The sequence below is a fragment of the Streptomyces sp. NBC_00459 genome (assembly GCF_036013955.1).
Classification (GTDB): Bacteria; Actinomycetota; Actinomycetes; order Streptomycetales; family Streptomycetaceae; genus Streptomyces.
This window is the reverse complement of sequence record NZ_CP107903.1, coordinates 4,043,149-4,065,293: the sequence shown is the minus strand read 5'-3', so window position 1 is coordinate 4,065,293 and position 22,145 is coordinate 4,043,149. Positions and strand designations below refer to the sequence as shown.

The 22,145-nt window shown below is 69.6% G+C and carries 20 protein-coding genes; 10 read left to right on the top strand and 10 right to left on the bottom strand.

Annotated features, from left to right (window positions below):
- Positions 1–203 precede the first annotated feature (203 nt).
- The 5 genes from OHN74_RS17735 (at position 204) to hemB (ending at position 6,679) form a co-directional block, all read left to right on the top strand.
- Positions 204–1,004 carry a redox-sensing transcriptional repressor Rex gene (locus OHN74_RS17735; RefSeq protein ID WP_327695518.1) on the top strand — a complete coding sequence of 267 codons (801 nt, stop codon included), beginning with the start codon at positions 204–206 and terminating at the stop codon, positions 1,002–1,004.
- Positions 1,001–2,806, top strand: a complete 1,806-nt coding sequence (locus OHN74_RS17730; RefSeq protein WP_327695517.1) for a glutamyl-tRNA reductase — start codon at positions 1,001–1,003, stop codon at positions 2,804–2,806. Before OHN74_RS17735 ends, OHN74_RS17730 begins: the two co-directional genes overlap by 4 nt.
- Positions 2,803–3,783: a hydroxymethylbilane synthase gene (gene hemC, locus OHN74_RS17725; RefSeq protein ID WP_327695515.1), complete on the top strand. Its 981-nt coding sequence runs from the start codon at positions 2,803–2,805 to the stop codon at positions 3,781–3,783. Before OHN74_RS17730 ends, hemC begins: the two co-directional genes overlap by 4 nt.
- Positions 3,780–5,486, top strand: a complete 1,707-nt coding sequence (locus tag OHN74_RS17720; protein ID WP_327695513.1) for a uroporphyrinogen-III synthase — start codon at positions 3,780–3,782, stop codon at positions 5,484–5,486. Before hemC ends, OHN74_RS17720 begins: the two co-directional genes overlap by 4 nt.
- A gap of 203 nt (positions 5,487–5,689) precedes the next feature.
- Positions 5,690–6,679, top strand: coding sequence for a porphobilinogen synthase (hemB, locus tag OHN74_RS17715; protein ID WP_327695512.1), 990 nt, complete (start codon positions 5,690–5,692; stop codon positions 6,677–6,679).
- On the opposite strand, the gene OHN74_RS17710 is transcribed toward hemB, so the two are convergent.
- The gene (locus tag OHN74_RS17710; protein ID WP_327695511.1) at positions 6,646–6,852 is read right to left on the bottom strand and encodes a hypothetical protein; all 207 of its coding nucleotides are present in this window, start codon (positions 6,850–6,852) and stop codon (positions 6,646–6,648) included. The genes hemB and OHN74_RS17710 overlap by 34 nt on opposite strands.
- 302 nt (positions 6,853–7,154) lie before the next feature.
- Here OHN74_RS17710 and OHN74_RS17705 point away from each other — a divergent pair, with 302 nt between their 5' ends.
- Entirely contained in the window at positions 7,155–8,057 is a 903-nt protein-coding gene (locus tag OHN74_RS17705) for an SAM-dependent methyltransferase (RefSeq protein WP_327695510.1), read from the top strand.
- A gap of 100 nt (positions 8,058–8,157) precedes the next feature.
- A complete protein-coding gene (locus OHN74_RS17700; RefSeq protein ID WP_327695509.1) occupies positions 8,158–9,396 on the top strand; it encodes an aminotransferase-like domain-containing protein in 1,239 nt (412 codons plus the stop codon).
- Positions 9,397–9,515: 119 nt separating this feature from the next.
- Here the strand turns inward: OHN74_RS17700 and OHN74_RS17695 are convergent, their stop codons facing one another.
- A complete protein-coding gene (locus OHN74_RS17695; protein WP_327695508.1) occupies positions 9,516–10,319 on the bottom strand; it encodes a DUF4253 domain-containing protein in 804 nt (267 codons plus the stop codon).
- Positions 10,320–10,730: 411 nt separating this feature from the next.
- Between OHN74_RS17695 and OHN74_RS17690 the strand changes: the two genes are divergently transcribed.
- Positions 10,731–11,087, top strand: a complete 357-nt coding sequence (locus OHN74_RS17690; protein WP_327695507.1) for a DUF805 domain-containing protein — start codon at positions 10,731–10,733, stop codon at positions 11,085–11,087.
- A 99-nt stretch (positions 11,088–11,186) separates the two neighbouring features.
- On the opposite strand, the gene OHN74_RS17685 is transcribed toward OHN74_RS17690, so the two are convergent.
- From OHN74_RS17685 to OHN74_RS17675, 3 genes are all read right to left on the bottom strand, one after another.
- Positions 11,187–11,645: a hypothetical protein gene (locus OHN74_RS17685; RefSeq protein ID WP_327695506.1), complete on the bottom strand. Its 459-nt coding sequence runs from the start codon at positions 11,643–11,645 to the stop codon at positions 11,187–11,189.
- A 114-nt stretch (positions 11,646–11,759) separates the two neighbouring features.
- Positions 11,760–13,547, bottom strand: coding sequence for an arginine--tRNA ligase (gene argS, locus OHN74_RS17680; RefSeq protein WP_327695505.1), 1,788 nt, complete (start codon positions 13,545–13,547; stop codon positions 11,760–11,762).
- A 155-nt stretch (positions 13,548–13,702) separates the two neighbouring features.
- The gene (locus OHN74_RS17675; protein ID WP_327695504.1) at positions 13,703–14,038 is read right to left on the bottom strand and encodes a hypothetical protein; all 336 of its coding nucleotides are present in this window, start codon (positions 14,036–14,038) and stop codon (positions 13,703–13,705) included.
- 406 nt (positions 14,039–14,444) lie between these two features.
- Here OHN74_RS17675 and lysS point away from each other — a divergent pair, with 406 nt between their 5' ends.
- The gene (lysS, locus tag OHN74_RS17670) at positions 14,445–16,214 is read left to right on the top strand and encodes a lysine--tRNA ligase (protein WP_327695503.1); all 1,770 of its coding nucleotides are present in this window, start codon (positions 14,445–14,447) and stop codon (positions 16,212–16,214) included.
- 99 nt (positions 16,215–16,313) lie between these two features.
- On the opposite strand, the gene OHN74_RS17665 is transcribed toward lysS, so the two are convergent.
- The 3 genes from OHN74_RS17665 to OHN74_RS17655 all read right to left on the bottom strand — a co-directional run bounded on the left by OHN74_RS17665 (position 16,314) and on the right by OHN74_RS17655 (position 19,744).
- Complete coding sequence (locus OHN74_RS17665) at positions 16,314–17,744, bottom strand: DUF2637 domain-containing protein (RefSeq protein WP_443060405.1); 1,431 nt, start codon at positions 17,742–17,744, stop codon at positions 16,314–16,316.
- A 79-nt stretch (positions 17,745–17,823) separates the two neighbouring features.
- Positions 17,824–18,756, bottom strand: coding sequence for a DUF3558 domain-containing protein (locus tag OHN74_RS17660; protein WP_443060404.1), 933 nt, complete (start codon positions 18,754–18,756; stop codon positions 17,824–17,826).
- Positions 18,757–18,907: 151 nt separating this feature from the next.
- Positions 18,908–19,744, bottom strand: coding sequence for a DUF3558 domain-containing protein (locus OHN74_RS17655; protein ID WP_327695500.1), 837 nt, complete (start codon positions 19,742–19,744; stop codon positions 18,908–18,910).
- A gap of 206 nt (positions 19,745–19,950) precedes the next feature.
- Between OHN74_RS17655 and OHN74_RS17650 the strand changes: the two genes are divergently transcribed.
- Positions 19,951–21,144, top strand: coding sequence for an RtcB family protein (locus OHN74_RS17650; protein ID WP_327695499.1), 1,194 nt, complete (start codon positions 19,951–19,953; stop codon positions 21,142–21,144).
- Between the two features lie 18 nt (positions 21,145–21,162).
- Here the strand turns inward: OHN74_RS17650 and OHN74_RS17645 are convergent, their stop codons facing one another.
- Positions 21,163–21,363 carry a hypothetical protein gene (locus OHN74_RS17645; RefSeq protein WP_327695498.1) on the bottom strand — a complete coding sequence of 67 codons (201 nt, stop codon included), beginning with the start codon at positions 21,361–21,363 and terminating at the stop codon, positions 21,163–21,165.
- Positions 21,363–22,139 (bottom strand): SDR family NAD(P)-dependent oxidoreductase, encoded by a 777-nt coding sequence (locus OHN74_RS17640; protein WP_327695497.1) that lies wholly within the window; start codon positions 22,137–22,139, stop codon positions 21,363–21,365. Before OHN74_RS17640 ends, OHN74_RS17645 begins: the two co-directional genes overlap by 1 nt.
- Between the last annotated feature and the right edge of the window lie 6 nt (positions 22,140–22,145).

The following is a 22,145-nucleotide window of genomic DNA, read 5'->3' as shown; positions in this document are numbered from 1 at the left end:
ACGGTGCCTGTGACGGCGAGGGACAACGGTGCTTGTGCGCCGGTTCCATACGCGTGCGACGGGTGTGCGTGACCCCGGTCACGTTGGGCGGGCAAAACGGACACCATCTTTGTGCACGCGTTCACAAAGACATAACCTGCATTCGACGGGGCGGTCCAGGAACGTGTGACCGCCTGCAGCCCCGCGCTACCCGCAGGAGCACCGTGGCAACTGGCCGAACTCACCGAACGGCGACCCGCAGCCGAGGGATTCCCGAGGCCACCGTCGCCAGGCTTCCGCTGTACCTCCGTGCGCTGACCGGACTGTCGGAGCGCTCGGTACCCACGGTCTCCTCCGAGGAACTGGCCGCCGCCGCGGGCGTCAACTCCGCGAAGCTGCGCAAGGACTTCTCCTACCTGGGCTCCTATGGGACGCGTGGCGTGGGGTACGACGTCGAGTATCTCGTCTATCAGATCTCGCGTGAGCTGGGGCTGACCCAGGACTGGCCGGTTGTGATCGTCGGTATCGGTAATCTCGGCGCCGCCCTCGCGAACTACGGCGGCTTCGCCTCCCGTGGATTCCGGGTGGCCGCTCTCATCGACGCCGATCCCGACATGGCGGGAAAGCCCGTCGCCGGTATTCCGGTGCAGCACTCGGACGATCTGGAAAGGATCATCGCGGACAACGGCGTGTCCATTGGCGTTATCGCCACCCCCGCCGGTGCCGCCCAGCCCGTGTGCGACCGGCTCGTCGCCGCCGGTGTGACCTCCATTCTCAACTTCGCGCCCACCGTGCTGACCGTCCCGGACGGTGTCGACGTACGCAAGGTCGATCTCAGCATCGAGCTGCAGATCCTCGCCTTCCACGAGCAGCGCAAGGCGGGCGAGGAGGCCGACGCCGCAGCTGCCGCCGCCGACGCGGTGGCGGCCGACGCCGCCCCGGTGGTCGCGGCCAAGGTGCGGGGCCGCAGTGGTGGTCGTGGCAAAGGACCTGACGGGGACGTTCCCGCCGTGATGCCGGCATGAGTCTCCTCGTCGTCGGGCTGAGCCACCGCAGTGCTCCCGTGAGTGTCCTCGAACGCGCCGCGCTGTCCCAGGACGCGCAGATCAAGTTGCTTCAGGACACCGTCGCCGCCGAGCCGGCCGCCGAGGCCGCGCTGCTCGCCACCTGCAACCGCATCGAGCTGTACGCGGACGTGGACAAGTTCCACGCGGGTGTCGCCGAGCTGTCCACGCTGCTCGCCCAGCACAGCGGGGTCGGCCTGGACGAGCTCACCCCGTATTTGTACGTGCACTACGAGGACCGGGCCGTCCACCACCTGTTCTCCGTCGCCTGCGGGCTCGACTCCATGGTCGTAGGCGAGGGGCAGGTCCTCGGGCAGATCAAGGACTCGCTCGCTCTCGCGCAGGATCTGCACTCCGCCGGCCGGCTGCTGAACGACCTGTTCCAGCAGGCCCTGCGGGTCGGCAAGCGCGCTCACTCGGAGACCGGCATCGACCGGGCCGGACAGTCCCTGGTCACCTTCGGGCTCCAGCAGCTGGCCGGGGGGAAGGTAACCGGGGCTTCCGTGGAAGCCTGGGCCGCGGGCAGGAAAGCCCTGGTGATCGGTGCCGGGTCCATGTCCTCGCTGGCCGCCGCCACGCTCGCGCGCCTCGGGGTCGCCGAGATCGTCGTCGCCAACCGGACCCCGGACCGCGCCGAGCGGCTCGCGCAGATCATCAACGAGAACAGCGAGAACAGCCAGTACGAGGGCTCCGACGGTGACGAGGGCGGCGTGCCGTCCGTGTCCGCCCGCGCGGTTCCGATGGAATCGGTGCCGTTCGAGCTGACACGTGCCGATATAGCCGTTTCCTGTACCGGCGCGACCGGGCTGGTCCTGACCGCCGAGATCATCGCGGCGGCCGTCGAGGGCCGGGTACCGGCGGACGAGGCCGGACCGGCCCCTCGTACGACCGCGACGGGCGACGTACGCGGAGTCCTGCCGCCCACCAGCATCGGCACCGACGACGGCTGTCCGCTGGACCTGTCCGCCGTACAGAACGGGCAGGCCGGGCAGGCTGTGCAGGAGTCGGCCGGGTTCTCGGTGATGGGCGAGGCCGCCGTCGCCGGGATGGACGCGGCGACGCTGGAACAGCACGCGGCCTGGGTCGACAACGGCACCGTCGGCCGACGGGACCCCGCTCGTCGTACGCCCGACGACGACCGTGAACTGATCGCCGCGCTCGCCCTGACCGCCGCCACCCTCGGGCGGATTCCCGAGCAGCGCCGCCCCGAGACGCCGGCCGGTGCGGCGCGGCCCCCGGCCGTGCTCTCGCTGCTCGACCTGGCGATGCCCCGGGACGTCGACGCCGCCGCGCACCGGCTGGCCGGGGTGCGGCTGGTGGACATCGAGTCGCTGGCCGAGGCCTCGGCGGACGTCCCGATGGCGGCCGACGTGGACCAGGTCCGGCGGATCGTCGCCGACGAGGTCGCGGCCTTCGGGGCCGCCCTGCGGGCCGCGCACATCACCCCCACCGTCGTCGCGCTGCGCGCCATGGCCGCCGATGTCGTCGCCGGTGAGATCGCCCGGCTCGACGGGCGGCTGCCCGGGCTCGACGAGAAGCACCGGGCCGAGATCACACAGACCGTGCGGCGCGTGGTCGACAAACTGCTGCACGCGCCGACCGTACGGGTCAAGCAGCTCGCGGCCGAGCCCGGCGGCGCCGGGTACGCGGACGCGCTGCGCACCCTGTTCGACCTCGACCAGGAGACGGTCGACGGTGTATCCCGTTGGGCGGATCGGGCGGACAACGATGACGACCACGCCGAGAGCCGAGGGCGAGCATGAGTGAGCCAGTACAAGGGGCGCTGAGACTTGGGACCAGGCGAAGTCAACTCGCCCTGGCCCAGTCCGGACAGGTCGCCGACGCCGTGCACCGGCTGACCGGGCGTCCCGTCGAGCTCGTCGAGATCACGACGTACGGCGACGTGTCCCGCGAGGACCTCGCCCAGATCGGCGGCACCGGCGTCTTCGTGACCGCCCTGCGGGATGCGTTGCTGCGCGGGGAGGTCGACTTCGCGGTGCACTCGCTGAAGGACCTGCCGACCGCGCAGCCCGACGACCTGGTGCTGGCCGCCGTACCCGAGCGCGAGGATCCGCGTGACGTACTGGTGGCGCGCGACGAGCTGAAGTTCACCGACCTGCCGCGCGGCGCGCGGGTCGGGACGGGCTCGACGCGGCGCACGGCCCAGCTGAACTCGTACGCACGCGCCCACGACCTGGACATCGAGGTCGTACCGGTCCGGGGGAACGTCGACACCCGGATCGGGTTCGTGCGCAGTGGTGAGCTGGATGCGGTGGTGCTGGCCGCGGCCGGCCTCAACCGCATCGGGCGCGCCGACGAGGTGACCGACTTCCTGTCGGTCGACATGGTTCTGCCTGCCCCTGGCCAAGGGGCCCTGGCGATCGAGTGCAGAGCGGGGAACACCTCCCACGACTCTGACCTGATCGCGGCACTCGGCGAGCTCGACGACCCGGACACCCGGGCCGCCGTGACCGCCGAACGGTCACTGCTCGCCGCCCTGGAGGCCGGTTGCAGCGCCCCTGTGGGCGCGCTGGCCGACCTGCTGGCCGACGGGCAGATTGTCAAGGAGATGCGCCTGCGCGGCGTCGTCGGCACGACCGACGGCTCGACGCTGGTGCAGCTGTCCACCACCGGTCCCGTGCCCGAGACGTACGACCAAGCAATGGCGCTCGGCCGTGAACTCGCAGCCGAGATGCTTGCCAAGGGCGCGGCCGGTCTGATGGGGGAGCGAGCACAGTGAGCCCCACCAACCTTCCCGCCGGTCCGGACCATGGGCACGTCACCTTTCTCGGTGCCGGACCCGGGGATCCGGGACTACTGACTCTGCGCGCCGTCGAGGCGCTGGCGAACGCGGACGTACTGGTCGCCGAGCACGAGGTGCTCGACGTCGTACGCGCGCACGCCAGACAAGGCGTTGCCGAGCTCAACACCGAATTGGACACGCCTATTGGCAGCACGTATCCAGGCACAGGCACGCCTCAACTAACGGTTGTTGACGGCGCGTCAACAACCGCTGGTGTACCCGCTGTGCGGGATGCCGCACATCTTGTCATGGAGGCCGCACGGGGCGGCAGGCGGGTCGTGCGTGCGGTGTCCGGGGATCCCGGGCTCGACGCGTACGCCGCCGAGGAGATGCTGGCGTGCGTTCGCGCCGGCGTTCCGTTCGAGGTGGTCCCGGGTGTCGCGGCTGCCGTGGGCGTGCCCGCGTACGCGGGTGTGCCGCTGCGGGACGCGCAGGGCGCGGACGTCCGGTTCGTGGACGCCCGTACGGCGTCGGACCGCTGCTGGACCGAGGTCGGGGCTTCCGACGGGACGGTCGTCGTCTCGACGACGCTCGACTCGGTGGCCGCGGCGGCGGCCGAGCTGGTCGCGGCCGGGCGCAAGCCGGACACTCCGCTGACCGTGACGATCGCCGGGACCACGACGCGTCAGCGGACCTGGTCGGCCACGCTGGGGACCATCGCCCAGACGTTCAAGCAGGGCAAGGTCCTGCCGTCGCCCGACGGTGGCCGGCCCGTGATAGCCGTGGTCGGTGAGCGGTTCGCCGCCGCTCAGCGCGAGCAGCTGTCGTGGTTCGAGAACAAGCCGCTGTTCGGTTGGCGGGTGCTGGTGCCGCGTACGAAGGAGCAGTCGGCGTCGCTCTCCGACCAGCTGCGGTCCTACGGGGCAGTGCCGCACGAGGTGCCGACGATCGCCGTCGAGCCGCCGCGGACTCCGCAGCAGATGGAGCGGGCGGTCAAGGGCCTGGTCACGGGCCGTTATGAGTGGATCGCCTTCACTTCGGTGAACGCGGTCAAGGCCGTGCGGGAGAAGTTCGAGGAGTACGGGCTCGACGCCCGTGCCTTCGCCGGGATCAAGGTCGCCGCGGTGGGCGAGCAGACCGCCAAGGCGCTGGTCGCCTTCGGTGTGAAGCCCGATCTGGTGCCGAGCGGGGAGCAGTCCGCTGCCGGCTTGCTGGACGACTGGCCTCCCTACGACCCGGTCTTCGATCCGATCGACCGCGTTTTCCTGCCTCGGGCGGACATCGCCACGGAGACGTTGGTCGCCGGGCTGATCGAGCTGGGCTGGGAGGTCGACGACGTCACGGCCTACCGGACGGTGCGGGCCTCGCCGCCGCCGCAGGAGACCCGGGAGGCGATCAAGGGGGGCGGCTTCGACGCCGTTCTCTTCACGTCGTCGTCCACCGTGAGGAACCTGGTGGGGATCGCGGGCAAGCCTCACAACGTGACGGTGATCGCGTGTATCGGGCCGGCCACGGCGAAGACCGCCGAGGAGCATGGGCTGCGGGTCGATGTCATGGCTCCGGAGCCGTCCGTGCACAAGTTGGCGGAGGCGTTGGCGGACTTCGGGCTGCGGCGGAGGGCTTCCGCTGTGGAGTCGGGGGATCCGGTTACCCGGCCGAGTGAGCGGCGGCCCGGGGCTCGGCGTCGGCGCACGACGTAGTGGGGGTGGGGTGGCGGTGGGTTGTTCTCGCCCCCGCCGCCCCTACCCGTCCCATCCTCGGGGGCTGCGCCCCCGAACCCCCTTTCGCGCTGAAGGCGCTCGTCCTCAAACGCCGGACGGGCCGGAAGTGCGGCCGGTGCTGAAGAGTGCCTGCCGACGTCGCGTCGGCAAAGGTGGGGGTGGGGCGGGCGTAGCGTGTCGGTATGTCGAAGTACGGATCCTTTCCCGGTGCGCGTCCTCGGCGGCTGCGTACCTCGCCCGTCATGCGGCGCATGGTCGCCGAGACGAGACTGCACCCCGCCGACTTCATCCTCCCCGCCTTCGTGCGGGAAGGCGTGAGCGAGCCCGTTCCGATCTCCGCCATGCCGGGGGTCGTCCAGCACACCCGGGACAGCCTGAAGAAGGCAGCCGTGGACGCCGTGGCGGCCGGGGTCTCCGGGATCATGCTCTTCGGGGTGCCCGAGGAGGGCAAGAAGGACGCCCTCGGGACCCCCGGTACCGACCCGGACGGGATTCTCCAGGTCGCCATCCGTGATGTGCGGGCCGAGGTGGGGGACGAGCTGCTCGTCATGTCCGACCTCTGTCTCGACGAGACCACCGATCACGGGCACTGCGGGGTACTGGACGCGGAAGGGCGCGTCGACAACGACGCCACCCTGGAGCGGTACGCCGAGATGGCCCAGGTGCAGGCCGACGCCGGGGCCCATGTCGTGGGCCCCAGCGGGATGATGGACGGGCAGATCGGGGTCGTCCGGGATGCCCTCGACCAGATCGGGCGCGAGGACGTCGCCATCCTCGCCTACACCGCCAAGTACTCGTCCGCCTTCTACGGGCCCTTCCGGGAAGCCGTCGGTTCCTCGCTGAAGGGGGACCGGAAGACGTATCAGCAGGACCCCGCCAATGTCCGGGAGTCGCTGCGGGAGCTGGCGCTCGACCTGGAGGAGGGCGCCGACATCGTCATGGTGAAGCCGGCCGGGCCCTACCTCGACATCCTCGCCCGGGTCGCCGACGCCGTGGACGTGCCCGTCGCCGCGTATCAGATCTCCGGCGAGTACTCGATGATCGAGGCCGCGGCGGAGAAGGGCTGGGTCGACCGGGAGCGGGCCATCCTGGAGACCCTGACCGGGATCAAGCGCGCCGGCGCGCAGAACATCCTCACCTACTGGGCCACCGAGGCTGCCCGCATGCTGTGAGTCCGGGGCTGGGGGTGAGGGTCCGGTTGCGTCCGGTGGGCTTTGGCCGATGCCGATGACGGGCCCTCGTCCCGTACGCCCTGGCCGTCCTCGCACGCCGTGAGTGTGGTGAGCGCGACGAGCGCGACCGCCGTGGCGGCGAACAGGCGCGTACGGGAGGTGCGTACGGACATGGGCGTGCCCTTTCGGAGGGGAAGGGGAGGGGTGACGGTGCCGTTCGGCTGGCAACAGCTTGTGCCGTGATCCGTCCCAGCACCATGTTTCGTGGTGAATCCGGGACGCCGGTCCATGGACCGGCGTGCTGACCTGCGGGGATGATGTCCGGTTCCGGAACGGTCCGGGACGGCGCGAGCGGACTCCGGGACGGCCCGGCGGTCGATTTTCGATTTTCGAATATCAACTGCGGTCGGCGGCTAGGTTGTTGTCCGTCGAAGTTGAAGAGGTTTGGACATCAGGCTCCCCAGGGAGAGGCCACATGAGCGGCGATGCTCTCAGTCAGGACCCCGCCGAGCTGAGAAGGAGGATCGACACCACCAAGGCCCACCCGGCCCGGGTCTACGACGTCTTCCTCGGCGGCAAGGACAACTACCCGGCCGACCGCAACGCGGCCGCCGCGGCGCTCGCCGCCAATCCGCGCGGCTACCTGGACGTCCGGCACAACCGGGACTTCATGCGCCGCGCCGTCACCACCCTGGCGGCGGAGGAGGGCATCCGGCAGTTCCTCGACATCGGTACCGGCCTGCCCACGCAGGACAACGTCCACCAGATCGCCCAGCGCATCGCCCCGGACACCCGGGTCGTGTACGTCGACAACGACCCGATCGTGCTCGCCCACGCACGCGCCCTGCTCACCAGCGGGCCCGAGGGCCGTACCGACTACATCGACGCCGACCTGGCCGACCCGGCCCAGATCCTCGAACACGCCCGCAAGACCCTCGACTTCGACCAGCCGATCGCGCTCGTCCTCGCGGCTGTCCTGCACTTCGTGGCGGAGCCGGAGGCGTACGACATCGTGCGCGAGCTGGTCGACGCGCTGCCGTCCGGCAGCCGGCTCGTCCTCAGCCACCTCACCGAGGACCTGAACCCCGAGAACATCCGCGCGGTCCAACGGACGTACACCGAGCGCGGGTTCACCTTCGTGCTCCGCTCCAGGGCCGAGGTGGAACGCTTCTTCGAGGAGAACGGGCTCACCCTCGACGAGCCGGGTGTCGTGCCCGCCCACCACTGGCGTCCGGACGGCGGCGCGCCGGTCCCGGAGCAGGTCGAGGCCGCGTACTTCGACTCCCTGGACGACATCGAGAAGGTCCGCTACCGCGACATCAACGACGTCACGGACGCGGACATCAACGTGTACGGGGCGAGTGGCCGCAAGGGCTGAACGCGGTGCGGGCGTCCGCATCGTGAAAAGCGGTTGTAGGCGGCACGCACTTCCCTAGGGTGTGGGCAGGAGCCGTATCGCCCGCCCGAAGGAGCCGCACATGACCGCCCCCGCAGCATCAGTGCCACTCGCCTCCCCCTCCGACTCCGCCGCCGCTTCCGTGCCCGCCCTCGCCGCGCGGGCACGGACGGTCGGTGGGTCGGCCGTACGGGACATCCTGGCCGTCATCGCGCGGCCCGAGGTGATCAACTTCGCGGGCGGGCTGCCCGCACCGGAGTTGTTCGACTCGGAGGGTGTGGCCGCCGCGTTCCGCGACGTGTTCGCGGACACGCCCGCGCGGGCCCTGCAGTACGCCACGACCGAGGGTGAGCCGGCCCTGCGCGAGGCGCTCGCACTCCGGCACACCCGACGCGGCCTGCCCACCGACGCGGACGACCTGCTCGTCACCACCGGTTCCCAGCAGGCGCTGTCGCTGCTCGCCACCGCGCTGCTCGACCCCGGGGATGTCGTCCTCGTCGAAAGCCCCTGCTATCTCGCGGCACTTCAGGTGTTCGGGCTGGCCGGCGCTCGGGTGATCGCCGTACCCGAGGACGAGGACGGGGTCGACGCCGGAGTGCTGGAGGAGCTGGTCGTCAGGCACCGGCCCAAGCTGCTCTACACCGTGCCCAACTTCCGGAACCCGACCGGCCAGACGATGCCGGGCGAGCGCCGGGCCGCCGTGGCGGAGGTCGCCGCGCGGCTCGGGCTGTGGATCGTCGAGGACGATCCGTACGGCGAGCTGCGCTTCGAGGGCGATCGGGTGCCGTGGATCGCGTCCTGCCCGGGTGCGGAGGATCGTACGGTCCTGCTCGGCTCCTTCTCCAAGGTCATGGCGCCGGGGCTGCGGCTGGGCTGGCTGCGGGCACCGGCGGAGCTGCTGCGCGCGTGCGTTGTCGCCAAGCAGGCCGCCGACCTGCACACCCCGACCGTCAACCAGCTCGCCGCCGCCCGGTACCTGGCCGACCGTGACCTCGACGCCCATGTGCGGCGCGTGGCCCGCGTCTACGGGGAGCGGCGCGCCGCCATGCTCGACGGCATCGGGGACGCGCTCCCGGAGGGCTCGACCTGGACCCGTCCCGAGGGCGGCATGTTCCTCTGGGCCCGCCTTCCGGCGTCGTACGACACCACCGCCCTGCTCCGTGGGGTGGTGGAGCGGGGCGTCGCGTACGTGCCGGGGGCGTCCTTCTACGCGGGCGAGGTGGGAGGGGCTGAGCGGGCGACGATGCGGTTGTGCTTTGTCACTCAGACCCCGGAGGAGATCGGGGAGGGGCTTCGGCGGTTGGGGGCGGGGTTGCGGTAGCGCTCCGCTGGTTGGGGGGCTGGATACGCGGTTCGTCGGCTGCGGGCCGGTGGGGGCTGGTCGCGCCCGCGCGGCGGAGCCGCATGTCGACACAGCCCCGCGCCCCTGTCAGGGCGTGGTCAGTCCCACCAGAAGGACCAGGTCTGCTTGGCCAGCAGTTCGTGTTCGGCGTATGCGCGCAGGGTGGTGTGGGTGCCCTGCGTGATGTTGTCCGGGCAGAACGCGAAGTGTTCGGCGGCTATCGCTTCGGCCTCGGCGAGAGTGGTCGGCGGGGCGGCCACGGTCAGCACCAGCTGGTTGAAGGTGAGCGCCAGGACCCGTATGCCGAAGCGGTCCTCCCAGGAGCGGAGTACCGCGCAGAGGCGGGCCGTGTCGCTCTCGTAGTTCGCGGGGCCGGACCAGCCGATGGCGGCGGGGATGTCGGCTGAACGGCGGGCGGGGACGAGGGCGAGACGCGGTGCCTTGAAGGAGGAGCCGGGGGCGAGGAGCGAGTCGGCGAGTCGGGCGGCCAGGACGTCGGCGTCGGCCTGCTCGGTGTTGGTGGTGTTCAAGGTGGCTGGGGCCAGGCCGGGCCAGGTCTCGTCCTGTGCGGCGTACTCCTCCCAGAACCCGGTGAGGACCTCCTCGGCGTCGTGGTCCCCGGGGTAGGAGGTGTCGGCGGGCATCAACTCCCATTCCTGGGGCCCGCCTTGGCCGCCGCCCACCTCTATGACCACCGGGAGGAGCCCGGTGGGCCGACACGCGTCGTGGTGCGTGGTCCAGTCGCCCGGGGCCGAGGGCGCTTCGGCGTGCCAGAGGAGGGGCTCGTGCCACGGGCCCTCGTCCGTCGCGTCGATCAGCCTGCCGGCGGGGAGTGCGAGGCCGAGCGCGCTGCCGGTGGGGTCGGCCGTGAGGTGGGGCAGCGGGTTGGGAAGTGTCGCCATGTCGGTGACTGTAGGGCCTGCCACTGACAACGGGACCTGGCCCTGAGAACAGGCGCTGGGAGGCCTGTTGGGGCGGGCGGTGTCGGCAACGGTTCGAGATCGGTCCGGTGTCGGCATGGCCTCGAACGTGCGTCGGACTGGCGTAGAACTGGCAATGGATCGGCCATGGTTCGGTGGCCGGAGATGCTCCGTGCCCCGAACGGCCGGTTGGTGTGCCGTCGTTGTCGATGATCTTGCGTGGATCTGTCCTGAAATCGACGACCAGGACTCGTCTCGATTCCGTGTGGTGAGCAGCTTTCTGCCCGTTACCTGCAACGATTAACCCTATTGACGAGTTCCCGTCAGTCTCCGTAACTTCTCCCCTTGGCCTGATCCGCTCGGCGGGCCCACATCGTTCCCTGGGGGGATGCAATGAACTATTACCTCGACGTGCTCAAGAAGTACGTGGTGTTCAGCGGGCGTGCGCGCCGCAAGGAATACTGGATGTTCACGCTGTTCTCGTTGATCGTCGACGTCGTGCTGTTGGTCATCGACAGCTTCATCGGCGTGCAGATCCTCAGCGGTGTGTACGCCCTGGCCGTCTTCCTGCCCACCCTGGCTGTCACCGTGCGTCGACTGCACGACACGGGCCGCTCCGGCTGGTGGATCCTGTTCGGGATCATCCCGGTCGTCGGGTGGATCACGCTGCTGGTCTTCGTGTGCCTCGACGGCGAGCAGGGCGAGAACAGGTACGGTCACAACCCGAAGTTCGCCCCGACGCACATCTGAGGTTCGTACCGAGGGCATCGTCCCCGTGCCCTGGCCGCCCGGATTCTTCCGGGCGGCCTTCGTGTTGTGCGGGAGTTGCCCGGGGTCGACCGGCAGGCCTCAGCCGGCGAGCACCCTGCCCTGCTTCACGACATAGTGCGCCGGCTCGGAGCAGCCGATGGACGGCGTGACCAGCAGACTCACGGTGAGCGGCGCGGGCTCCGTGCTCGCGGTAGAGAACTCGCAGACGGCAACCTTGCCCGTGAGCGGGAACCAGAACCACCCGTCGGCTTCGCCCACGGTGACCCGGTCGGACTCCTTCCAGGCCCCGTCGGCGGTCTGCGTGTAGACCTGCAGTCGCACGGAGGCGGCGTACTCGTCCTGCGACGACCGCAGCGCGGTCAGCTTGATCTTGTAGTCGCTTCCCAGGACGGACGAGGCGATCAGCTTCGACTGACGTGGCGCGGTGACGGTGTTGGACGCTCCGGCGCTGCCGTCGGTGGTCCCGAGTGCGGCAGCCGTCAGGAGAGCGAGAACCGCGGTCGTGGTACGTCGGTTGCGTTTGCGGGCCAGGTTCATACGACCAGAATGTCCTCCGGCGGAGCACCCGGCGGGCCGACATGCGGAAAAGCGATAGAACGGCAGAAGCCGGACACCTGTTCTCGGGTGTCCGGCTTCAGGCGCTTCAGCGCTTCAGAGGCGCTCAGGCGTCCTGATCCCCAGGAGCGCCATGCCCTGGTGCAGGGTCTTCGCCGTGATCTCGCACAGGAACAGACGGTTCTCGGCGATGTCCTTCGGCGGGGCCGGCTTGATCACCGGGCACTTGTCGTAGAACGTCGTGTACAGCGATGCCAACTGGTACAGGTACGCCGCCAGCTTGTGCGGGGCGTACTCCGTCGCCGAGTCCGCCACCGTCTCCGCGAACGCGTCCACGTGCAGGGCCAACGCCCGCTCCGCGTCCGCCAGTTCGAGCTCCGGGTGCGGCTGCGGGCGTACCTCGCCGGCCTTGCGCAGGATCGACTGGATACGGGCGTACGCGTACTGGAGGTACACGCTCGTGTCGCCGTTCAGCGACACCATCTGGTCCAGGTCGAACTTGTAGTCCCGGTTCGCCGACGTCGACAGGTCCGCGTACTTCACCGCGCCGATGCCCACCTGGGCGCCCCGCTCGGCGACCTCGGCGTCCGACAGCTGCCCCAGGGTGTCCTTCTCCCGTACGACCGTCGTGGCGCGGTCGACCGCCTCGTCCAGCAGGTCCACCAGCCGTACGGTCTCGCCCGCACGCGTCTTGAACGGCTTGCCGTCCTTGCCGAGGATCGTGCCGAAGGCCAGCTGGTACGCCTTGACGTCCTCGTCGTTCAGCCAGCCCGCCTTGCGCGCCGTCTCGAAGACCATCTTGAAGTGGAGGGACTGCCGGGCGTCGACCACATAGACCAGGCTGTTCGCCTTCAGGTTGAAGACCCGGTCGCGGATCGCCGAGAGGTCGGTGGCCGCGTAGCCGTAGCCCCCGTCGGACTTACGGACGATCAGCGGGACCGGGTTGCCCTCCGGGCCCTTGATGTCGTCGAAGAAGACGCACAGGGCGCCCTCCGAACGGACCGCCACGCCCGACTCCTCCAGGAGGCGGCATGTCTCGTCCAGCATGTCGTTGTAGCCCGACTCGCCGACGATGTCCGCGTCCCGGATCTCCATGTCCAGCTTCTCGAAGACCGAGAAGAAGTAGATCTTCGACTCGTCCACGAACTTCTGCCAGGTGGCGAGCGTGGCGGGGTCGCCGGCCTGGAGGTCGACGACGCGCAGCCGCGCCCTCGTCTTGAACTCCTCGTCGGAGTCGAAGAGTTTGCGGGCCGTCTTGTAGAGGCGGTCGAGGTTCGACATCGCCTCCTCGCCGCTGGCTTCGGCGTCCGCCGTGTCCGCCTTGTGGTCCAGCTCGCCCGGGTGCTCGTCCAGGTACTGGATGAGCATGCCGAACTGGGTGCCCCAGTCGCCGATGTGGTGCCTGCGGATCACGTTCTCGCCCGTGAACTCCAGGAGCTGGACCACCGCGTCGCCGATCACCGCGGAGCGGAGGTGGCCTACGTGCATCTCCTTCGCCACGTTCGGCTGGGCGTAGTCGATGACCGTCGTGCCGGGGTGGGCGGCGAGCGGTACGCCGAGACGGCCGTCCGGGTCGGTGGACCTGGCCGCCAGGTTCTCGACGATCGCCCTGTCGGTGAGCGTGATGTTCAGGAAGCCGGGGCCGGAGACCTCGATGTCCTTGATCACGTCACCGGACACGATGTTCTCCACGACCTGGGTCGCCAGGTCGCGGGGGTTGGCCTTGGCCTTCTTGGCGAGGGCGAGGATGCCGTTCGCCTGGAAGTCCGCACGGTCGCTGCGTCGCAGCAGCGGGTCCGCGGAGGGTGCCTCCGGCAGGGTTGCCGTGAGGGCGTCCGCGAGGCGCTGGTTGACGGTGGCGGTGAGGGACTTGACCGGGGCCATAGGAGTGGGTGCCGTTCTCCTGGTGGGTACGTGTGGATGGGGCCAGTATCCCACGGGGGGCCAAGGGGTTTTCGTGAGTGAGGCGGGGCCGGGGCCGGGGTGTGGGTTTTCGCCCAGGCCCCCCAGACCCCCCTTCGCGCCGAACGCGCTCGTCCTCAAATGACGGACGGGCTGGGATGGGCGTGATGCAGCCAGCGCTGGAGGGTGTTGTTGACGTCTGTCGGCAGGGCGCTGAGCTGCTCGATGACGGCACGGTCCTCGGGCATCGGGGGGATGCCGGCGACGGTGAGCGCCGCGTGCAGGGCGAGGCGTTGCTCGTCGTGCGGGGTGAGCGCGTAGTCGAGACGGTGGGCGGGGTTGGGTGGCGGCAGGAAGTAGTCGAGGTCGTCGCACGACTGGGCGGGAGTGGACCAGGCATGGTCACCGTGGTGTGCGGCGTACGGGTCGACGACGGCGCACGTACTGAGGCTCTCGTGGCTCCAGGGCGTCATTTCTGTCTCCTCAGCGGCGAATTGCGGATCACAGGTCCAGAGCCCCGCGAGGGCCGCTTCGGTTGCGGCCGCGACCGTACGTCACGCTGACGGAGTCATCGGCTGCTGATCACCTGGTGTGACCGGCGGGTGGTGTCCGGTGGCTTACTTGGCGGCGCCCACCATGAGAATGGTGACGGAGTGTAACCATTCGGTCGGGGATGGGTGGGTGCTGGTAGGCGTCGCGGCGGGTGGTCCCAAGGCCGGTGCCGCACCCGGTGGTGCCCAGTGGCGTTCGCCCGGGCCCGGTGTCGTCGGAGGCTCGCCGAAAAGCCGTTTTCGTGGTTCTGGGCCCACCTGGGAGAATGGGTCGGTCAGCCGTCCGACCGTACCGGCTGGCCTTGAGGAACTCTCAGAAAAAGAGGACGTGCCGATCGTGGCTCAGAGCACCGAGACCACCGACTGGGTCTCCCGTTTCGCGGATGAGGTCATCGAGGAGTCGGAGCGTCGAGCCCCCGGCAAACCCGTTGTTGTCGCGTCCGGGCTGTCCCCCTCCGGGCCCATCCACCTGGGGAATCTGCGCGAGGTCATGACTCCGCATCTCGTCGCCGACGAGATCCGGCGCCGGGGGTACCAGGTCCGGCATCTGATCTCCTGGGACGACTACGACCGCTACCGCAAGGTGCCGAACGGGGTCGACGGTGTGGACTCCTCCTGGGCCGAGCACATCGGACGGCCGCTGACCGCCGTACCGGCGCCCAAGGGGTCCGCGCACCCCAGCTGGGCCGAGCACTTCAAGGCCGCGATGGTCGAGGCGCTCGCCGAACTCGGTGTCGAGTTCGACGGGATCAGTCAGACCGCGCAGTACACCTCCGGTGTCTATCGCGAGCAGATCCTGCACGCCATGAAGCACCGGGGTGACATCGACGCGATCCTCGACCAGTACCGGACCAAGAAGGCCCCCGGTACTCCTGGCAATCCCGGCAAGAAGCCCCAGCAGTCCCAGAAGCCCGTCGACGAGGCCGAGGTCGAGGCCGCCGAGGGGTCCGGGGCCGCCGCGGAGGACGACGGGAGTTCCGGGTCCGCCGGGTACTTCCCGTACAAGCCCTTCTGCGGCGGGTGCGGCAAGGACCTCACCACCGTCACCGCCTACGACGACGACAGCACCGAGCTGACGTACACCTGCACGGCCTGTGGGTTCTCCGAGACCGTTCTGCTGAGCGAGTTCAACCGCGGCAAGCTGGTCTGGAAGGTCGACTGGCCGATGCGCTGGGCCTATGAGGGGGTCGTTTTCGAGCCGAGCGGTGTCGATCACTCGTCCCCGGGGTCCAGCTTCCAGGTCGGCGGGCAGATCGTCGGCAGCATCTTCGGCGGCAAGCAGCCGATCGGGCCCATGTACGCCTTCGTGGGCATCAGCGGCATGGCCAAGATGTCCAGCAGCAAGGGTGGTGTGCCCACGCCCGGTGACGCGCTGAAGATCATGGAGCCGCAGATCCTGCGCTGGCTGTACGCCCGCCGACGGCCCAACCAGTCCTTCAAGATCGCCTTCGACCAGGAGATCCAGCGGCTCTACGACGAGTGGGACAAGCTCGACGCCAAGGTGGCGGACGGATCGGCTCTTCCCGCCGACGTGGCCGCGCACTCCCGTGCCGTGCGTACCGCCGCGGGTGAACTGCCGCGTACCGCGCGGGCGTTGCCTTACCGGACGCTGGCCTCCGTCGCCGACATCACCGCCGGTGCCGAGGACCAGACGCTGCGCATTCTGGGCGAGCTGGACCCTGCCGACCCGCTGGTCTCCCTCGACGAGGTGCGGCCCCGGCTCGACAAGGCCGAGGCCTGGATCAACACGCAGGTGCCGGCCGATCAGCGGACCATCGTGCGGGACGAGCCCGACAGCGAACTGATCAAGTCCCTCGACGAGCAGGGGCGGCAGTCGCTGCGGCTCCTCGTCGACGGCCTCGCCGACAACTGGTCCCTGGACGGCCTCAGCCATCTCGTCTACGGCGTCCCCAAGGTCCAGGCCGGCTTCTCCGCCGACGCCACGGCGAAGGAACTCCCGGCCGAGATCAAGGTCGCCCAGCGCACGTTCTTCGCGCTGCTCTACCACCTGCTCGTCGGACGGGACACCGGTCCGCGTCTGCCCACGCTGCTGCTCGCGGTGGGCCAGGAGCGGGTCCGGGCCCTGCTGGGCGAGTAGGGAGCACATACCCGCTCGTACGAGATACGAGGACGGGGCGCCCGGTGAGTTCCGGGCGCCCCGTCCTGCGTACCTCGTACAGCCGAAGAGCCTGCGGGACTACGCGATGTGGTCGTCCTGCAGTTCCGCCGTGTGGCGGTTGGTGAAGCGGGCGACCATCCGGTCGGCTTCGCGCTGCGGGATCTTCGTGCCGTACGTGTCTTCCACGTTGCCTCGGAACTGGCCCGAGGTGGGGTAGCTGCCGTCTATCGACTTCTTGAAGACCAGGTAGTAGTCCTCCTCCGTCGGCTCCGTACCGCCGCCCGCACCCATCTCACGGGTGCGGCCCGGCCCGGCCGGGATCGGGAAGGTACCGGTGTCCTCCGGCGAGGGCTCCGGAAAGGACTCCGGGGCCGGGGCCTGCGGCTGCTCCTCGTACTGCTCGGCCCGCTGCTGCGGGAACATCCGTTGCTCGAACCGCTGCTGCTCGAAGCGCTGTTGCTCCTCGAACTGCCGCTGGGCCTCGTACTGCTGCCGGCTCTCGTACTGCTGCCGGGCGTCGTACTGCTCGGCCTGCTGCTGCTCCGCGTACCACTGGGCGTCCGCGGGCTCGGGGTCGTAGGTCGGGTCGTAGCCACCCTGGTACGCGATGGCCCGGGGGTCCCGCGCCTGGAGCCACGGATTCTGGGGCTCGGCGTCGTCCTGCTGCCCGGCGGGCTCGCCGCCCTCGGGCGCGGGGCGCTGCTCCTGGGCTGCTGCCGGGTTGTTCTGTACGGCGACCGCCGACTCCGGGGTACGACTGCTCGCGCCCGCGTCGGCAGCCTCCAGGGCAGGCTGTGGGGCCGGCGGCAGCAGTGCCGGTTCGATGCCCGCCGCCGCCAGGCCCGAAGGGGCCGTCTCCGCGAGGGGGACGCCGTAGCGGGCCAGGCGCAGGGGCATCAGGGACTCCACCGGGGCCTTGCGCCGCCAGGCCCGGCCGAAGCGGGCGTGCAGACGGGCCTGGTAGACGAGACGTTCCTGCTCCAGCTTGATGACCTGGTCGTAGGAGCGCAGCTCCCACAGCTTCATCCGGCGCCAGAGAAGGAACGTCGGCAGCGGGGAGAGGAGCCAGCGGGTGAGGCGGACGCCCTCCATGTGCTTGTCGGCGGTGATGTCGGCCATCCGGCCGATGGCGTGCCGGGCGGCCTCCACCGAGACCACGAACAGCACCGGGATGACGGCGTGCATGCCCACACCCAGCGGGTCGGGCCAGGCCGCCGCGCCGTTGAACGCGATCGTCGCCATCGTGAGCAGCCACGCCGTCTGGCGCAGCAGCGGGAACGGGATCCGGATCCAGGTGAGGAGGAGGTCCAGGGCGAGCAGGACGCAGATACCCGCGTCGATGCCGATCGGGAAGACGTAGCTGAAGTTCCCGAAGCCCTTCTTCAGGGCCAGTTCACGGACGGCGGCGTACGAACCCGCGAAGCCGATCCCGGCGATGACCACCGCACCGGCGACGACCACGCCGATGAGAACCCGGTGCATTCGTGTCAGTTGCAGTGGCGCGGCCACCCGTACTCCCCTCCCAGTGCGTGTTGTTGCGCGCAACAGGGTGGCACATGTGTACGGCGTACGTGTTGCCGAGACAAGGTCAGCTCTTCTTCGACGCTGAGGGGGACGCGGACGAGGCAGGTGCCTTGGACGCAGCCTTGGACGGTGAAGCGCTCGGCTTCGGTGACGAACTCGCCGACGAGGTAGGGGAGTTCGTCGGGGCAGGGGTGCCCGAGCCGCCCTCGCCGTTCGCCGAGGACACCTTCGCGACGGCCTCCTTGACGGCCTTCACCGCAGCCTTCGTCAGACTGTCCGCGCTCGGCGTCTTCTCGCCCGCGAGCCCGGCACCGTTGTAGTCGAGGGTCACGACGACGTTCTCGACCCGGACCACCACCGTCTGCTGCCGGAAGGACCCTTCCTTCTTCTTCAGGTCGTAGTGCACGGACGTCGCCGCGTCGCCGGCCCCGGTCACCGCCTCCGACCTGGTGTTCTTCGCACCCGCCGTCGACTCGGCGTCCTGTACCTGGCTGTCGTAGTACGCCTGCGCCAGCTCGTCGCCGGAGCCGCGTGACGCGGTCGACTCGAAGCGCAGCAGCGACACGTTCAGCCAGCGGAACTGGGAGCCCTTCACCCCGTTGTTCACGAGGCTCGTCCATGAGCAACTGCCGCGCGTGGACGTGTCGTTGGACGATCCTTCCTTGCCCGACTTCACACCCTTCGGGACAAGGTCCTTCAGCGTCTTCGTCGACAGCACCGTGCAGGGCTCCGGAAGCTTCTGGTACGCCGCGGCCTGCACGGTCGGCGACGCGCTCACCGTCTCGCCCGCACCGGCCGTCTCCTGCGCCGCGTTGTCGGCGGAACCGGACCCCGACCCGGAATCGGATCCCGAGTCGGAGGAGCAGCCGACGGCCACGAGGAGGATGACGGGGACGGCGGCCAGGGTGGCGAGGGCGCGGTGCAGCCGCCTCGTCGTCACTCCGGTGTTCAGGCTGCTGTTCCGGCTGCGCTGGTCTCGCTGTGCGGGTCGGTGCATGGTTCCTTCACTCATCGCGCTCTGGTTCCTGCGGCTCTCGGTTCCTGCGGTCGGATCGGGTCCGAGGGGCCACGGTACGCGGTGAGGGGGGCGCGCTGCCTTGCTTCACGCCCTTTGCGGAGGGCGGGTGCGAAGGGGCACGCGCCGGTTCCTAGTCGAACGCGCCGGCCAGCTGCGAGGCCAGTTTCTGTGCCCTGTCCTGCATTTCCTTGCTGTCGGGCACGGTGCCGAGCGCCGTCGGCTGCTCGAAGTACTCGATGGTCACGATCACGTTGGACGTGCGGAACGCCACAGTCACCGTGCGCTGCTGGGCGGTTGAACCGGCGGAGGTCAGCTCGTCGTCGAGGAACGCCTCGTCCCCGAGGCCGTCCAGGAGGCGGGGCTGGAGGGCGGCGGCCGACTCGGTGTCGGCGTCGGCGTCCGGGGAGACGGAGGCCGACGCCGCGTCGGTGGCGGCGGCGGAGGAGGAAGGGGAGCCGGACGCGGTGGCGGGCGGGGACGCGGACTCGGTGGCGGTCGCGGTGGTGGAGGCGACGGGCTCCGGGAGGTCGGCGTCCGCCACCTTGGTCGCGAAGAGGTCCGTCGCCTGACTGTCGTCGCTCACCGAGTTGTCGTACGACACCACGCGTTCGAAGTCGACGAGGAGATGGTCGGTGGCGTCCGTGGACTCCACCTTCCAGCGGCAGCCGACCTTGCGGTCCGTGTTGTACGTGAGGGTCGACTCGCCCTCGTACGCCTGCTCGCGCTGGTCCTCGTCCGTGATCTGCCTGATGCCGGGCAGCAGCGAGTCGAGGGTGCCGCGACCGACCGCGCCGCAGGGCTCGGGGAGGGTGAGGTAGCGGCCGGGCTGCGCCGCGGCGGTCGTGGTGCCGCTGTCGCCGGGCTTGGCGTCCTCGGCGGTGTCACCACTGCCCGAGCCGCTGGTGCAGCCGGCCAGCAACGCCGCGAGGAGGGCGGCGACGCCGGGTACGTAGGCCTTCCGCTGCACGGTCAGGTTCCTCTCGACGATCTTTGTGGACGGTGCTCGCTCCAGTGTCCCCGCTGGTTATTCACTTGCCGCACGGGGGCGTCACCGGCAGACAATGTGTATCGCACGCACCACCGTGAACGCCGGTCCGGCATCCCTTTCGTTGACCTTGGCGCCGGTTTTGCGATTAAAGACTTCTGTTGGATTTTCGGGGGAATGAGGACGATATGTCGTACGTGGAAGTGCCGGGCGCGAAGGTACCCATCCGTATGTGGGCCGACCCGGCGTCGGTCGAGGACGTCGCGATGCAGCAGCTGCGGAACGTGTCGACGCTGCCGTGGATCAAGGGCCTCGCCGTCATGCCGGACGTCCACTTCGGCAAGGGGGCGACGGTCGGGTCGGTCATCGCGATGCAGGGTGCGGTGTGCCCGGCGGCGGTGGGGGTCGACATCGGCTGCGGGATGTCCGCCGTCAAGACGTCGCTCACGGCGAACGACCTGCCGGGTGACCTGTCCCGGCTGCGGTCGAAGGTCGAGGAGGCGATTCCGGTGGGGCGGGGGATGCATGACAGTCCCGTGGATCCGGGGCGGCTGCACGGGTTCGCCACCGGGGGGTGGGAGGACTTCTGGGGGCGGTTCGACGGGGTTGCGGATGCGGTGAAGTTCCGTCAGGAACGTGCCACGAAGCAGATCGGAACGCTCGGAAGCGGCAACCATTTTGTCGAAGTATGCACGGACACGACCGGTTCTGTCTGGCTGATGCTCCACTCCGGTTCCCGCAACATCGGCAAGGAGCTGGCAGACCATCACATCGGCGTGGCCCAGAAGCTTTCGCACAACCAGGGGCTGATCGACCGCGACCTCGCCGTCTTCATCGCGGACACCCCGCAGATGGCGGCCTACCGCAACGACCTCTTCTGGGCGCAGGAGTACGCGAAGTACAACCGCTCGATCATGATGGCGCTCCTGAAGGACGTGATCCGCAAGGAGTTCCGGAAGGCGAAGCCGAGCTTCGAACCGGAGATCAGCGCTCACCACAACTACGTATCCGAGGAGCGGTACGAGGGCATGGACCTCCTCGTCACGCGCAAGGGTGCGATCAGCGCCCGGTCCGGGGAATACGGGATCATCCCCGGTTCCATGGGCACGGGGTCGTACATCGTGAAGGGCCTCGGGAACGAGAAGTCCTTCAACTCGGCGTCCCACGGTGCCGGCCGGCGTATGAGCCGCAACGCGGCGAAGAAGCGCTTCTCGACGAAGGACCTGGAGGAGCAGACGCGGGGCGTGGAGTGCCGTAAGGACTCCGGCGTCGTGGACGAGATCCCGGGTGCCTACAAGCCGATCGAGCAGGTGATCGACCAGCAGCGGGACCTGGTGGAGGTCGTGGCGAAGCTGAAGCAGGTCGTCTGTGTGAAGGGCTGACGCCCCGAAGCACGCCTCCTATTTGGGGGCGTGCTTCACCGCGTAGATCATCACGAACGCCACGAGGTGGATGCCGAAGAGGAAGTACGCGAGGTAGTACCAGACGTACCGTTCGCGCTTCTTCTCCAGGGCCAGGAGCTGTTGTTCCTGGTCCCGGTCGCGGGCTTCTGTGGCCTCTGTGTCCTCTGTGTCCTCTGCGCCGTCCGTCGGATCCGTCATCACGCGTCCCGGTGGACCTTCGTGTTCGACGCCTGGGCGCGGGGGCGCAGGACCAGGAGGTCCACGTTGACGTGGCTGGGGCGGGTCACCGTCCAGGTGATCGTCTCCGCCACGTCGTCGGCGGTGAGGGGCTCGGCCACGCCCTCGTAGACCTTGGCCGCCCGTTCCGTGTCGCCGGAGAAGCGGGTCAGGGCGAACTCGTCCGTCTTCACCATGCCCGGGGCGATCTCGATCACCCGGACCGGGGTGCCGACGATCTCCAGGCGCAGTGTCTCCGCGAGGACGTGGGCGCCGTGCTTGGCGGCGACGTAGCCACCGCCGCCCTCGTACGTGCCGTGGCCTGCGGTGGAGGAGACGACCACGATCGTGCCGTCGCCGCTCGCCGTCAGGGCGGGGAGGAGGGCCTGGGTGAGGTTGAGGGTGCCGATGACGTTCGTCTCGTACATCTGGCGCCAGTCGGCCGGGTCGCCGGTGGCCACCGGGTCGGCGCCGAGTGCGCCGCCCGCGTTGTTGACGAGGACGCCGATCGTCTTGAAGGCGGTCGCGAACTCGTCGACCGCCGTGCGGTCGGTGACGTCCAGGGGGTACGCCGTGGCCTGGCCGCCCGTCGCGTTGATCTCCTCGGCCAGCGCCTCGATACGGTCCTTGCGGCGGGCCGTCAGCACGACCCGGTAACCGGCGGCGGCGAGTCGGCGGGCCGTCGCGGCGCCGATTCCACTGCTCGCGCCGGTGATCACGGCGATGCGGGAGGCGGCGGACGGGGCGGCGCTGGCCATGGAACT